The sequence below is a fragment of the Streptomyces sp. NPDC126503 genome (assembly GCF_040302405.1).
Lineage (GTDB): Bacteria > Actinomycetota > Actinomycetes > Streptomycetales > Streptomycetaceae > Streptomyces > Streptomyces gulbargensis.
Genome location: NZ_JBEORS010000001.1, coordinates 534,353 through 548,393, shown reverse-complemented (window position 1 = coordinate 548,393; position 14,041 = coordinate 534,353). Strand labels below are relative to the sequence as shown.

At 74.4% G+C, this 14,041-nt stretch carries 12 protein-coding genes and 1 tRNA gene; 12 read left to right on the top strand and 1 reads right to left on the bottom strand.

Annotation, left to right across the window (positions count from 1 at the left end):
* The 9 genes from ABTY40_RS02525 to ABTY40_RS02485 all read left to right on the top strand — a co-directional run bounded on the left by ABTY40_RS02525 (position 1) and on the right by ABTY40_RS02485 (position 8,754).
* Positions 1-696, top strand: a complete 696-nt coding sequence (locus ABTY40_RS02525) for a phosphonatase-like hydrolase (RefSeq protein WP_352057790.1) — start codon at positions 1-3, stop codon at positions 694-696.
* On the top strand, positions 693-1,751 hold the full coding sequence (locus ABTY40_RS02520) for an ABC transporter ATP-binding protein (RefSeq protein ID WP_352057789.1): 1,059 nt from the start codon (positions 693-695) through the stop codon (positions 1,749-1,751). The genes ABTY40_RS02525 and ABTY40_RS02520 overlap by 4 nt, the downstream gene beginning before the upstream one ends.
* The gene (locus ABTY40_RS02515; protein ID WP_352057788.1) at positions 1,744-2,655 is read left to right on the top strand and encodes a 2-aminoethylphosphonate ABC transporter permease subunit; all 912 of its coding nucleotides are present in this window, start codon (positions 1,744-1,746) and stop codon (positions 2,653-2,655) included. The genes ABTY40_RS02520 and ABTY40_RS02515 overlap by 8 nt, the downstream gene beginning before the upstream one ends.
* On the top strand, positions 2,642-3,439 hold the full coding sequence (locus tag ABTY40_RS02510; RefSeq protein ID WP_352057787.1) for an ABC transporter permease: 798 nt from the start codon (positions 2,642-2,644) through the stop codon (positions 3,437-3,439). The genes ABTY40_RS02515 and ABTY40_RS02510 overlap by 14 nt, the downstream gene beginning before the upstream one ends.
* A gap of 37 nt (positions 3,440-3,476) precedes the next feature.
* Positions 3,477-4,595 carry a 2-aminoethylphosphonate ABC transporter substrate-binding protein gene (locus ABTY40_RS02505; RefSeq protein WP_352057786.1) on the top strand — a complete coding sequence of 373 codons (1,119 nt, stop codon included), beginning with the start codon at positions 3,477-3,479 and terminating at the stop codon, positions 4,593-4,595.
* Between the two features lie 154 nt (positions 4,596-4,749).
* A complete protein-coding gene (locus ABTY40_RS02500) occupies positions 4,750-6,375 on the top strand; it encodes an alkaline phosphatase family protein (protein ID WP_352057785.1) in 1,626 nt (541 codons plus the stop codon).
* 148 nt (positions 6,376-6,523) lie between these two features.
* Positions 6,524-7,303 carry an HAD-IIA family hydrolase gene (locus ABTY40_RS02495; RefSeq protein WP_309055422.1) on the top strand — a complete coding sequence of 260 codons (780 nt, stop codon included), beginning with the start codon at positions 6,524-6,526 and terminating at the stop codon, positions 7,301-7,303.
* 105 nt (positions 7,304-7,408) lie between these two features.
* A complete protein-coding gene (locus ABTY40_RS02490; RefSeq protein WP_352057784.1) occupies positions 7,409-8,089 on the top strand; it encodes a hypothetical protein in 681 nt (226 codons plus the stop codon).
* Positions 8,086-8,754, top strand: coding sequence for a class F sortase (locus ABTY40_RS02485; RefSeq protein WP_352057856.1), 669 nt, complete (start codon positions 8,086-8,088; stop codon positions 8,752-8,754). Before ABTY40_RS02490 ends, ABTY40_RS02485 begins: the two co-directional genes overlap by 4 nt.
* A gap of 116 nt (positions 8,755-8,870) precedes the next feature.
* On the opposite strand, the gene ABTY40_RS02480 is transcribed toward ABTY40_RS02485, so the two are convergent.
* Positions 8,871-8,944, bottom strand: a tRNA-Lys gene (locus tag ABTY40_RS02480).
* Between the two features lie 182 nt (positions 8,945-9,126).
* On the opposite strand from ABTY40_RS02480, the gene ABTY40_RS02475 reads away from it, so the two are divergent.
* The 3 genes from ABTY40_RS02475 to ABTY40_RS02465 all read left to right on the top strand — a co-directional run bounded on the left by ABTY40_RS02475 (position 9,127) and on the right by ABTY40_RS02465 (position 13,914).
* A complete protein-coding gene (locus ABTY40_RS02475) occupies positions 9,127-10,668 on the top strand; it encodes a peptidoglycan-binding protein (RefSeq protein ID WP_352057783.1) in 1,542 nt (513 codons plus the stop codon).
* A 25-nt stretch (positions 10,669-10,693) separates the two neighbouring features.
* Positions 10,694-13,180 (top strand): SPFH domain-containing protein, encoded by a 2,487-nt coding sequence (locus tag ABTY40_RS02470; protein ID WP_352057782.1) that lies wholly within the window; start codon positions 10,694-10,696, stop codon positions 13,178-13,180.
* A gap of 143 nt (positions 13,181-13,323) precedes the next feature.
* Positions 13,324-13,914 carry a lytic polysaccharide monooxygenase auxiliary activity family 9 protein gene (locus tag ABTY40_RS02465; RefSeq protein ID WP_352057781.1) on the top strand — a complete coding sequence of 197 codons (591 nt, stop codon included), beginning with the start codon at positions 13,324-13,326 and terminating at the stop codon, positions 13,912-13,914.
* Positions 13,915-14,041: the final 127 nt, after the last annotated feature.

Below are 14,041 nucleotides of genomic sequence, written 5' to 3'. Positions count from 1 at the left end.
ATGACCTCCCCGCACACCCCCCGGCCCGCGCGCCTCGTCGTCCTCGACATGGCCGGCACGACCGTGGCCGACGACGGCCTCGTCGAAACCGCCTTCACCGCCGCCGCCACCCGCCTCGGCGAGGACCCCGCCCCGATGATCGACCACGTCCGGGCCACCATGGGCGAGTCGAAGATCTCCGTCTTCCGCCACCTCCTCGGCGGCGACGAGTCCCGCGCCCAGCAGGCCAACCGCGCCTTCGAGGAGGCCTACGGCGCCCTCGTCCACGAGGGCAGGATCGCCCCCGTCCCCGGCGCCGCGGACGCCGTCGCCGCGCTGCGGGAGCAGGGCAGGACCGTCGTCCTCACCACCGGCTTCGCCCGCGTCACCCAGGACGCCATCCTCGACGCCCTCGGCTGGCACGGCCTGGCCGACCTCACCCTCTGCCCCGCCGACGCGGGCGGCCGCGGCCGCCCCCACCCGGACATGGTCCTCACCGCCTTCCTCCGCACCGGCGCCGCCGAGGACGTCCGGGAGATCGCGGTCGCCGGGGACACCTCGTACGACATGCTCAGCGGCGCCCGCTCCGGCGCCGGAATCGTGGCGGGCGTCCTCACCGGCGCCCACGACCGGGCGGCGCTCACCGCGAACGGGGCCACCCACGTCCTGCCCTCCGTCGCGGCGCTTCCCGCCCTCCTCGCGGAGCACGACTCATGACCAGCGGCATCCGTTTCGCGGACGTCTCCGTCCGCTACGGCACCACCACCGTCCTCGACTCGCTCGACCTCACCGTGGAACCCGGCGAGGTCATGGCCCTCCTCGGCCCCTCCGGCTCCGGCAAGACGACCGCCCTGCGCGCCGTCGCGGGATTCGTCCACCCCGCCTCCGGCCGCGTCTTCATCGGTGACCGGGACGTCACCGACCTGCCCCCGTACAAGCGGGGCATCGGCATGGTCGTCCAGAGTTACGCCCTCTTCCCGCACCTGCGGGTCGCGGACAACGTGGCCTTCGGCCTCAAGGCCCGCAAGGAGCCCAGGGCCGAGATCCCCGGGCGGGTCGCCGAGGCGCTGGAGATGACCGGCATGGCCGCGTACGCCCGCCGCTACCCGCGCGAACTCTCCGGCGGGCAGCAGCAGCGCGTCGCCATCGCCCGCGCCCTCGCGATCCGGCCGGACGTGCTCCTGCTCGACGAGCCGCTCTCCGCGCTCGACGCCCAGCTCCGCTCGGGGATGCTCGCCGAACTCGCCCGGCTGCACCGGGAGCTGCCCGGTGTCTCCGTCCTGTACGTCACCCACGACCAGGTCGAGGCGCTGACGCTGGCGGACCGGATCGCCGTCATGGACCGGGCCCGCCTCCAGGACTGCGGCACCCCGCAGGAGCTGTACCGGCGGCCCCGCACCGAGTTCACCGCCTCCTTCGTCGGCAACGCCAACCTGCTGCCCGTGCGCGTCACCGCCGCTGGGGTCACCCTCGCCGGCCGGCCGCTGGACGTCCCCGTCCCCGCCACCGGGGCCGCCCCCGGCGCCACCGCCACGCTCTGCGTCCGCCCGCACCTCGTCGGCCTCGGCGAGGGTCCCAACGCGCTCCGGGGCCGGATCACCGAGGTCCAGTGGCGCGGCGCCACCCACCGGCTGTACGTCGACGTGGCCGGCCACCGGGTCAAGGCCGACGTACGGGAACTGCGGGAGACCCCGGCCCTGGACTCCGAGGTCACGCTGCACTTCGCGCCCGAGGACGCCGTCCTGCTCGCCGCGGGGGTGCACGATGGCTAGCCGGGGCGCCGCGCCCGAGGCCCCCGCCGCGCCCCAGGCACCCGCCGCGCCCCAGGCACCCGCCGCGCCCGAGGCATCCGCGCCCGGCTCCCGCACCACCTCCCGCGCGGTGCCCGCCTGGGTGTGGGCGCTGCCGCCCGTCGCCGTCCTCGCCCTCCTCTTCCTCTACCCGCTGGCGCTCGTCGTCCAGGAGTCCCTGGTACCGGGCGCGTACGCGCAGGTCTTCGCCTCCGCCGCCTTCCGCGACGCCCTCGTCACCACCGTCCTGCTGGCCCTCGGCGCCACCGCCGGCTGCCTGGTCCTCGGCTTCGTCCTGGCCCTGGTCATCGCCTTCGTACCGTTCCCCGGCGGCCGGGCCGTCGCCCGGTCCGTCGACGTCTTCCTCTCCTTCCCGTCCTTCCTGATCACGCTCGCGCTCCTCTTCGTGTACGGCACGGTCGGCATGGCCAACGGGGTGTGGACCGGCTTGACCGGCGCCGCCGAGGGGCCGTTCCGGTTCCTCACCACGCCCTGGGGCGTCCTCCTCGCCGAGATCACCTACTTCACACCGTTCGTGATGCGTCCGCTGCTCGCCGCCTTCGCCCAGCTGGACGGCGCGCAGCTGGAGGTGGCGTCCTCGCTCGGCGCCCGGCCGGCCCGGATCGTGCGGCGGGTGATCCTGCCCGAGGCGCTCCCCGCGCTCGCCGCCGGCGGCAGCCTCGTCCTGGTCATGTGCCTCAACGAGTTCGGGATCGTCCTCTTCACCGGCGCCAAGGGCGTCACGACCCTCCCGACGCTCGTCTACTCGAAGGCCATCCTCGAATCCGACTACGCCGCCGCGTGCGTGGTCGCCGTCGTCAACGTCGCGGTCTCCGTGGGCCTCTACGGCCTCTACCGGGTGGTGAGCAAGCGTGCTGGTGCATAGCCGGACGGGCCGCTGGGCGCTGTGGGCCCTCTTCGCGGTCCTCTTCGTCCCCCTCTTCGCCCTGCCCCTCCTCGTCATCCTGGCCGCGTCCTTCTCCACCCACTGGTCCGGCGCGTTCCCCTCCGGGCCGACCGCCGGGCACTACACGGCCGCCGTGCGCGGCACTTCGCTCCAGGCCCTCACGACCAGCCTGGTCACCGCCGTCACCGCGAGCCTCCTCGCGCTCACCCTCGGCACCTGGGCCGCGCTGGCGGCGCAGTCCCTGCGGGCCCGGGGCCGCCGCTTCCTCGACGCCCTGTTCGTCCTGCCGCTGGCGGTGCCGTCCGTGGTCGTCGGCCTCGCCGTCCTCGTCGCCTTCTCCCGGCCGCCCGTGCTCCTCAACGGCACGCCGTGGATCGTGATCCTGGCGCACACCGTGCTCGTCACGGCCTTCGCCCACCAGTCGGTGTCGGCCGCCCTCCGCCGCCTCGACCCCGCGTACGAGCAGGCGGCGGCCGGTCTCGGTGCCCGCCCGGCGTACGTCCTCCTCCGGGTGAAGCTGCCGCTGCTGCTGCCCTCCCTGGGCGCCGCCGCCGGGCTCTGCTTCGCCCTGTCGATGGGCGAGCTGAGCGCCACGATGATGCTCTACCCGCCGGACTGGCTGCCGCTGCCGGTGCTCGTCTTCACCGCCACCGACCGGGGTTCCCTCTTCACCGGCTCGGCGCTCGCCGTGGTCCTCATGACGACGACCCTGCTGGTCCTGCTCGCCGTCTCCCGCCTCCGTACCAAAGCGTCCTACCGCTGAAGCGTCCCCCGCCGATTTCCCAGGAGAGAACGACGTCATGCTGACGCCCGCCCCCCGGCAGACCGCCCTCCCGCAGAACGCACGACCCCGGACCGCCTTCCCGCGGACCACCCGGCCGCGCGCCGCGCTCGCGCTCGCCGTCCTCCTCACCGCCGCCCTCACGGCCTGCGGCGGCCCGTCCTCCGCCTCCGACGAGAAGGTCGTCACCGTCTACAGCGCCGACGGCCTCAAGGGCGAGAAGGGCGACGGCTGGTACGACAAGGTCTTCGCCGACTTCGAGAAGGAGACCGGCATCGAGGTGAAGTACGTCGAGGGCGGCTCGGGCGAGATGGTGCAGCGCGCGCTGCGCGAGAAGTCCCACACGCAGGCCGACGTGCTGATCACCCTGCCGCCCTTCATCCAGCAGGCCGGCTCCAAGGGCCTGCTCCAGGCGTACGTCCCCCGGGGCGCCGAGCAGGTCGCCGGCGCCGACAAGGCCGCCGACGGCACCTGGACCTCCGTCGTCAACAACTACTTCGGCTTCATCCACAACAAGAAGGAGCTGCCCCGGGCCCCGAAGACCTGGGAGGAACTGCTCGACCCGGCGTACAGGAACAAGCTCCAGTACTCCACCCCGGGCGTCGCCGGCGACGGCACGGCCGTCCTCATCAAGGCCATGCACGACTTCGGCGGCCAGGAGCCGGCCATGGAGTACCTGAAGAAGCTCCAGGCCAACAACGTCGGCCCGTCCTCCTCCACCTCCAAGCTCGCCCCCAAGGTCGACAAGGGCGAACTGCTCGTCGCCAACGGCGACGTCCAGATGAACTTCGCCCAGGCCAGGTCCATGCCGAATCTCGCCATCTGGTTCCCGGCGAAGGCCGGCGGAAAGCCCACCACCTTCGCCCTGCCCTACGCGGCGGGCCTGGTCCACAAGGCCCCGCACGCCGAGAACGGCAGGAAGCTCCTGGACTTCATGCTCGGCGAGAAGGCCCAGCGCCAGGTCAGCGCCGTCGGCGGCGGTTTCCCCGCCCGCAAGGACGTCAGGCCGGCCGACGCCAACGCCGTCCGGCTCGCCCGGCTGATGGAGGGCGTGGAGGTCTTCGAACCGGACTGGGCCGACATCGGCGAGAACCTGACGGCGTACGTCGACGCGTGGAAGACGGCCACCGACAGCTGACCCCGCCGGAACCAAGAGTTCACCGCACGGCCCTGGAACCCCTCCGCGGATCGCGAAAGGATAACGGGTACGGACCGACGCCCCTGCACCAGCAGGGGCGTTGGCGTGCGACCGCTCACCCGCCCGCTCGCCCCCCTTCCCGGAGGACTCCGACATGCCGATCGACGGCACCCCCGCCGGAACCGCTTCCCCCATCCCCTGCCGTACGGCCCCGACCGCCGAAGCCCTTTCCCCCGCCGCCGCCGGTGGCGGCACCGTCTCCCGGCGCACCGTGCTCGCCGCCGCCGGGGCCACCGCGGCCGTCGCCGCCACCTCCCTCGCCACCGCCCCCGGGGCCCGCGCCGCCGCCGCGCCGGTGCTCCCCGACGGCACCAGCAAGGACAAGGTGCTCGTCGTCGGCATGGACGGCCTGCGGTACGACCGGATCGACGCCGCCCAGGCGCCCACCCTCAAGTCCCTCATGGCGAACGGCACGTTCGGCCGCTCCCTGCTCTACGCCCACCCGATGGCCGCGACCTCCTCGGGACCCGGCTGGTCCACGATCTCCACCGGCGTCTGGCCCGACAAGCACGGAGTGAAGGACAACACCTTCACCGGCAAGAACTACGCCCGCTACCCCGGCTTCCTCGCCCGCCTCCACCAGATCCGGCCCGCACTCTCCCTGTACGCCGCCGTCGACTGGCCCGAGCTCGACACCCACGGCACGGTCACCCCGGGCGCCGACGCCAAGCTGGTCTACGACAACAACTACGCCGTCAACGACAAGGTGATCACCGACATCACCGAGGACGTGCTGCGCCACCAGAACCCCGACGTCCTCTTCGTCTACTTCGGCGAGACCGACGCCGCCGGCCACTCCTACGGCGCCGCGAGCCAGAGGTACCTCGACGCCATCGCCGTCCAGGACGCCCACCTCGGCCGGCTCCTCGCCGCCATCAAGGCCCGGCCCGCGTACGCCACCGAGCGCTGGACCGTCATCGTCACCACCGACCACGGCCACACCGACGCCGGCGGCCACGGCGGTTCCGCCGTCGAGGAGCGCCGCACCTTCGTCCTCGCCCAGGGCCCCGGCATCGCGGCCGGCGCCCGCCCCGTCGACACCCGGCTCGTGGACGTGGCCGCCACCGTCTTCCGCCAGCTCGGGATCGTCCCCGACCCGGCCTGGGGCCTGGACGGCAAGCCCATCCAAGAACGCTCCACCGACCCCTTCGACAGCCTGTACGGCTCGCTCACCGGCCGCGTGGACGAGACCGGCATCCCGAGCGGGGTCCTCGGCTTCACCCACACCCCGCCCAGCGGCTGGTCCGTCATCAACAACGCCATGGGCACCGGCGGGGTGACCGAGTGGCGCGGCTGGGCCTTCGCCACCGACGAGTTCTGGTCCCGCTCCCAGCGCGACCAGTCCCGCGAGCTCAACGTCCGCTCCCGGGGCGTCTTCGCCGTCGCCGACTCCGACGAATGGGCCGACAAGTCCTTCTCCGGTACGTACGACTCGACCCTCGTCACCCCGGCGTACACGGTCTCCGGCGCCACCCGCGTCACCCTGGCCTTCACCACCCACTACCGGCAGGAGGGCGCCCAGACCGCCCAGGTCCTCGCCTCCTTCAACGGCGGCACGCCCACCCTCGTCACGAGCTACACCGCCGACGTCGTCTCCCAGCCCCAGTCCCTCACCGTCGCCGTCCCGGCCGGCGCCTCCAGCGTGAGCTTCCGCTTCCGCTACACCGGTGCCAACAACTGGTACTGGGTGGTCGACGGGGTCAAGATCACCACTTCCTGATTACCCTGGGGGCGTCGCCACAGCGCAGTCGCGGCGCCCCCAGCACACCGCCCGTCCCGGGCCCGCACCGGACGCGCCGATCGGACGACGGACCGATCGGACCGGACGGACGGCCCGGACGCACCCGTACGGCAGGAGTCCCGCACCCATGGCAGAACGCAAGCCGATCGAATCCTGGCTCACCGACATGGACGGCGTCCTCATCCACGAGGGCGTGCCGATCCCCGGCGCCGACGCGTTCATCAAGAAGCTGCGGGAGACGGGCAAGCCCTTCCTGGTCCTCACCAACAACTCCATCTACACCGCCCGCGACCTGCACGCCCGCCTCGCCCGCATGGGCCTGGAGGTGCCCGTCGAGAACATCTGGACCTCGGCCCTCGCCACCGCGAAGTTCCTCGACGACCAGCGGCCCGGCGGCACCGCGTACGTCATCGGCGAGGCGGGCCTCACCACCGCGCTGCACGACATCGGCTACGTCCTCACCGACCACGACCCCGACTACGTGGTCCTCGGCGAGACGCGCACCTACTCCTTCGAGGCCATGACGAAGGCCGTCCGCCTCATCAACGCGGGCGCCCGCTTCATCTGCACCAACCCCGACGAGACCGGCCCGTCCCTGGAGGGCCCGCTCCCCGCCACCGGCTCCGTCGCCGCGCTCATCACCAAGGCCACCGGCAAGGACCCGTACTTCGCGGGCAAGCCCAACCCGCTCATGATGCGCACCGGCCTCAACGCGATCGGCGCCCACTCCGAGACCAGCGCCATGATCGGCGACCGGATGGACACCGACATCCTCGCCGGCCTGGAGGCCGGCATGCAGACCTTCCTGGTGCTGACGGGCCTGACGACCCAGGCGGAGATCGACCGCTTCCCCTTCCGCCCCTCCACGATCGTGGACTCGATCGCGGACATCGTCGACCGGGTGTGACGCGGGCGGGCCGGGCCCGCCGGGGGTCCTCCTCCGGCGTACGGGACGACTTCTGCGGATGCGAAACGCGCCGATCCGGGTGACCCTGCCAATCAGGAGGTCACGATGCGTTCTGGTCCCATTGCCCTCGGTGCCGCCGGAGCGGCCCTGGTGCTCACCCTCACCCCGATGTCAGGCGCCGCCCAGGCCCACGACGGGGTGAAGGTCACCGTCACTCCCGTCGCCGCGGCCCCCGGCGCCGACGTCGACGTCCGCGTCGAGGGGTGCCGGGGCACCACCGGCGCCGCCCGGTCGCAGGCGTTCGTCGCCGACGCCGAGCTCACCGGCCGGGACGGCGGGAAGTTCCCGCTCGCCGGTGGTGCCACGGTGAAGTCGGGGCTGCGGGAGGGCACCTACAAGGTCGGCGTGACCTGCGACGGCCACGACCACCCCGACGCGGGCGTGGTCCGCGTCCGGTCCGGGCGCCCCCCGCACGACCCCACCCACCAGCCGACCCACCGGCCGCCCACCCACGAGCCGACGCACGAGCCGGCCCCGCGGCCCAGCCACCACGCGACGCCGATCGCCCCCGTACGGGCCGGTGGCGGCGGCACGGCCGCCTTCGCCGCACCGGCGGCCCCCGGCATGGCGCAGACCGCCGACGAGAGCGGCCTCGGCACCCCGTACACCCTGCTCGGCCTCGGCATGGCCGCCGTCGCCGCCGTCGCCGTCGCGTTCCGCAGCTCCCGCCGGCACCGCACCGACGGCCGTACGGGCGGCACGGGTGCCGGCCCGGGCGCGGACTGACCGTGGCCGCCGCGAGCCGGCCGGTCACGGGAGTCGCCTGGGCGGTCCTCGTCCTCGGCCTCTGGCTCTGGAACCGGGAGGCCGGTGAGGGCCCCGGCCGCAGCTCCGGGCCGGTCACCGGCGACATCGCCGCGGTGGGCCGCCCCTACGGCGCGGAGCTGCCCCCGGCCCACGCGCCGATCACCCCCGCCGAGCCGCGCCGGCTGGAGATCCCCTCCCTCGGCATCGCGGCCCCGGTCGTCCCGCGCGGCCTCGACGCGGCGGGCGCGATCGACCCGCCGCCGTACGAGACCCCCGGCACGGTCGGGTGGTTCGCCCCCGGCACCCGGCCGGGCGTCGCGGGCGCCGCGCTGTTCGTCGGCCACGTCGACACCGAGACCCGCCCGGCCGTCTTCTACGGCCTGAGCGCGGCCCGCCCCGGAGCGAAGGTCCGCATCACCCGGACGGACGGCACGGTCGCGGAATTCACGGTCGACGACGTCCAGGTCTTCCCCCGCGACCGCTTCGACCCCGCCAAGGCGTACGGCCCCCGCGACCCCGACCGCCCCGAACTCCGCCTGATCACCTGCGGCGGCACCTTCGACCGGGCGACGGGCACGTACACGGCCAACGTGGTGGTCTCCGGCTACCTGACGGCGACGGAGAAGGCGCCGGCCGACGACTGACGACGGCTTCACGCACAGGGTCCGCTCCGCAGCACACCGCAGTGGCCGGGTGGCATCGAAAAGGGACGGAAGAGACGAAAAAGCCCCTCGCTCTCGCGAGGGGCTTTCTCCGTCGGTGCGCCGCCAGGGACTCGAACCCCGGACCCGCTGATTAAGAGTCAGCTGCTCTAACCAACTGAGCTAGCGGCGCCTGCTGACAGGGATAACTCTACCTGACGTGAAGGTGTGCTCCTGACCGATACCGGTCGTCCCCGGCCTGTCGGATGGTCGTATCGAGCCTTCAATCCGTCAAAATGCGATTTGTCCAGACAGTTGAGACACTGGCGCCCAACCGAGGCCCAAAAGATCTTGACGAGTGTGGAGGGGAATCGCATGAGCGTGCCGGTCTTCGAGGAAGTCGAACCCGCGGCCGACTGTGGCTGCCCGGGCTGCGCGCGGCAGCGGCGTGACCTCGCCCTTGGCCTGCCCGTCCGGCTGGGCGGCCACCCGGCGGCGCACGGCCCCCGCCGCGCACTGGTCCTGGTGACGGCGGCCGGTGTGGTCCTGGGCGGGGGAGGGGCCACCGCGGCGGGTGCCCTGTCCCCGTTGGCGGAACCGTTCACCCCGGCGGACGTCACGGACACCGCCGGCCCTGCCCGTCCCGCCGGCCCCGGCCACCGGACGGAGGCCCGCGTCCCGGCCTTCCCCGGTGCCGCGTCCCCCGTCCGCCACGAGCCGGCCGCCGCCGGAGAACCGGCCGTCCCCCGCGAGCGCGCCGCCCCCACCGTCCCCCCGGCCGACGGGCCGGAGACCCCGCAGGGCGGGCGCGAACCGCTCCACGGAGCGCCCGGCCCCGGCTCCCAGCCGTCCCCCGGTTCCCTCCCCTCCACCAGCCAGATCTCCACGGAGTCCCTGAACACGACGACCCGCGCGGAGATCATCAACCGGGCCAAGACGTGGGTCGCGGCGAAAGTCCCGTACTCCATGGAGAAGTACTGGACGGACGGCTACCGCCAGGACTGCTCCGGCTACATCTCCATGGCCTGGAACCTGCGCAGCAACGAGTGGACCGGCAGCCTCGACCGCTTCGGCACCCGCATCGAACGCGCCGAACTCCAGCCCGGCGACATCCTGCTGTTCCACAACCCGGCCAACCCGACGCGCGGCTCGCACGTCACGATCTTCGGCGGCTGGACCGACTACACCCACACCGCCTACGTCGCGTACGAGCAGACCAAGCCGCACACGCGGAAGCAGGCGACGCCCATGGCGTACTGGGAGAACTCCGACCGGTACGTCGCCTACCGCTACAAGGGCGTCGTCAGCGGCGGCACCGGCGGCGGATCGACCCCCACCACCCCCACGCCCCCGCCCCCCGACCCGGCCACCCCCACCCCGCCCGCGGCGACGCCCTACCCCGGCACGGCGATGTTCGGGCCCGGCGCCCGCAACCCCTCCGTCACGCGGCTCGGCAAGCTCCTGGTCGCCCGTGGCGGCAAGAAGTTCTACCGCGTGGGCCCCGGCCCGCGCTGGAGCGAGGCCGACCGCCGCGCGACGCAGGCCTTCCAGCGCGCGCAGGGGTGGAAGGGCAAGGAGGCCGACGGTCTGCCCGGCCCCCACACCTGGCGGCTGCTCGTGTCCGGCGGCGGCAGGAGCATCGGCGGTTCGAGTGGTTCGGGCGGTCCGAGCGCACATGCGACGGGGTTCCCCGGGCGTGGCTACTTCCGTCCGGGCCAATCCAACGCATATGTGGAGAAGCTGGGCAAACAACTGGTGAAGCGGGGCTTCGGCAAGCACTACCTGTCGGGACCCGGTCCGCGCTGGACGGAGGCGGACCGCCGCAACGTCGAGGCGTTCCAGCGGGCACAGGGCTGGCGCGGCGGAGCGGCCGACGGCTACCCGGGCCCGGAGACCTGGCGGCGTTTGTTCCGATGACCCCGAGAGCATGAGGTGGACCCGAATGACGGCATCGACCCCGAACCCGCCGGACTCCGGCGCGGCGGCCTCGCGTGACGCCGCGCGCACGGCCAGACGCCTGACGGACGGCACGCTTCCCCGTACGTCCCCGGCCCGCGCCAACCCCCCGGGCCCGACCCCGCCCCCGTCCGCCGCGGGACCCGGGCCGTCCGCCCCGGACCCGGCGCCCCCGGCCGCCGCCACGGTCGTCCCCGCGCCCCCCGAACCCCCGACCCACGTCCGCCTCGTCACGGCGGGCGCGGCGCCGTCGTCCGTCCTCGCGGAGGGGCGCCCGGACACCCGCCCCGGTGCCGGGGCGGCCACGCTCACGCCGTCGTCGGCGGACCCGGGGCCCGGCGCGGACGGTGCCCCGGCGGGTGGAGAGCCCGTGGCGCCCCGGGGGGACGGGGACTCCGCCGCGCGCGCCCCCGGATCCCCCGCGCACGCCCGGCCCACCGGAGCCGGCGGCGCCACCGCGCCCGCGTCCGGCGCGGGAGGTCACGGCGGCCCCCTCCCCACCGACCCGCCCGCCCGGCAGGACGCGGGCCCCGGAGCCGGCGACCGGACGGTCCCCGCCGGTGTCACCGCCCCGGAATCGGGCCGGTCCGCCGGCCCCGCCGCGCCGGACGCGCTCGCCGGGAGCGACGGCGTTCCCGCACCCGCCGACCCCCTCGCCCGGCCGGGCGAGGAGGAAGCCGCCACCGGCCCGGGTGCCCCCGCCACGGCGCGAGCGGCCGGAACCCCCGGCGAGCGCGCCGCCGGGACGCACGACGCCGGGCCCGCCGCCGTGCCGGGCGAACCGGCCGTCACGGGTCCCACCGGCGTCCGGCCGCCCGGCCCGGGCGCACCCGAGGCCACCGCCCCCGCCGACCGGCGAGGCCCGGCCCACGCCAAGGGCACGCCCGCCGGGCCGGCCGGTCCCGACGTACGCCTCGCGGGCCCGGCTGCCGGCGAGGCACCCGCCGACCGGCGGGCCCCGGCCCACGCGAAGGGCGCACCCGCCACCTCGGCCGCCTCCGGCGACGGGCCGTCCGGCTCGGCCGGCCGCCCCGGGACCACCGATCCGGCCGTCCCCCACCGCCCCGCCGCGCGCGGGGCGACCGCCTCCCCGGCCCCTGCTCCCGACGGCCCCGCCCCCCGCCCCGGCGGGGTCCAGGGCGCCACCGCGTCGCGGGTCGGGGCGCGCGGGGTCGCCGAGGGGCCGGCGGAGGACGGGGCCAAGGCGCCGGCCGCCGCCGATGTGCCCGTGTTCAAGCCGGAGTACGAGCTGCCCGACCTCGGGCCGATCACCATCGCGGGCGTCGGCACGGCCACCCCGAGGCCGGTGCGGCGCAAGAACGTCATCGGGACGGAGACCACCGGTTCCATCCCCGTGCACCTCCTCTTCCGGGACACGACCGGCCCCGCCACCGGCTCCTCCGTCCCGGTGGACGACGACGGCGGGCCGGACACCGTCGCCATGGCACCGCCGACCGGCACCGCCGGCTTCCGGGGCCGCCGCCCGCGCACCGCCACCCCGCCCGGGGACACGGAGGGGCGGGAGAAAACGCCCGCCGCCCGTCCCGCCCGCCCCGCGCCCACCGCCGACCCGGATCTCGTCGAACGCCCCGCGTCCGTCCTGCCCGGCTGGCTGGGGATCGCCGGCGGGGCCCTCGCGCTCGCCGCGTGCGCGGCCGTCGTGTGGTGGACCGGAGTCCTGCCCGGTGAGCTGGAGCGGATGCTGCGGCTGCCGCACCGCCCGTACCACGGCATCCACCTCGGCCAGTGGGGGCTGCTCGCCCTCGGTGTGGTGCTCACCCTGTTCGCCTTCGGCGGGCTCGGCCGCGGCCGGGTCGGGTACGCCTGGGTGCTGACCCTGTTCGGCGACTACCGCGGCACTGTCCGCCGTACCGGTCTCGTGTGGATCAGCCCGCTGCTGCTGCGCCGCCGGGTCGACGTACGGCTGCGGCACTGGCGCAGCGAGCCGCTGCCCGCCGTGGACGCGAAGGGGACCGCGCTGGACGTGGTGGTCCTGGTGGTCTGGCGGGTACATGACACCGTCCGGGCGGCGCTCGGGGTGGACGGCCACGAGGAGTACCTGAGGGCGCAGGTGGAGGCGGCGATGGCGCGGGTGCTCTCGCAGCTGCCGGCGGACGCCTTCCACGAGGACGCGCCGACGCTCCGGGACGCGGAGGCGGTCGGGGAGGCGCTGACGCGGATGCTGTCGGCGGAGTGCGCCCCGGTCGGTCTGGACGTCTTCTCGGCGCAGCCGACGCGGATCGAGTACGCCCCCGAGGTGGCGGCCGCGATGCGGCGGCGCAGGATCGCGGCGATCGACGCCAAGCACCGGGACAGCGTGCTGACCTCGGTCGTGGACGCCGTGGACGACGTGGTCCACCGGCTGACCAGTCGTGGTCTGGTCGAGCTGGACGACTACGAGCGCAAGGCGCTGGTGAAGGATCTGACGGTGGCGTTCTACACCGGTCGTACGGGGCCGGGAGAGGGTGCGTGAGCAGCCGCTCCCGTCCTCTCCGCCGGTATGGACATGTTCAAGTTTCGTCTTTACCTTGATACTTGGTCTAGACCGGAACCAGTGTCACCGCACGCGTGCAGCACAGCCCACAGAACACCCCCACGTTCTCCTGGAGCGACAGCATGCGCAAAAAGACAGGGGTGGTGGCCGTGGCGCTCGGCGTCGCAGCCGCCTCCCTCCTCGCCACCAGCACCGCGAACAGCCACGGCTACACCGACTCGCCGATCAGCCGTCAGAAGCTGTGCGCCAACGGCACCGTGACCAACTGCGGCTCCATCCAGTGGGAGCCGCAGTCGGTCGAGGGGCCGAAGGGCTTCCCCACGGGCGGACCCGCCGACGGAAAGATCTGTTCCGCCGGGGTCACGCATTTCGCCCAGCTCGACGACCCCCGGGGCGGCACCTGGCCCGCGACACGGCTCACGGCGGGGCAGAGCCACACCTTCCGCTGGCAGTTCACGGCGCGCCACCGCACCACCGACTTCCGGTACTACATCACCCGGAACGGCTGGGACCCGAGCCAGAAGCTGACCCGGGCCGCGCTGGACCCCCAGCCGTTCCTGACCGTCCCCTACAACAACCAGCAGCCGCCGTCCACGCTCTCGCACTCCGGGACGATCCCGGCGGGCAAGACGGGCCGGCACCTCATCCTGGCGGTGTGGACGATCGCGGACACGGCGAACGCGTTCTACGCCTGCTCGGACGTGCAGTTCTGACGGTACGCCGGTCACCGGACGCCCCCTGAAGGACCGGGGGCGCGTACGGAGCCGGGCGGGAGGCCGGGGCGCGAGCCGCACCCCGGCCTCCCGCGCGCACTCCCGGCGCCCGGAGCATCCCGCCCCC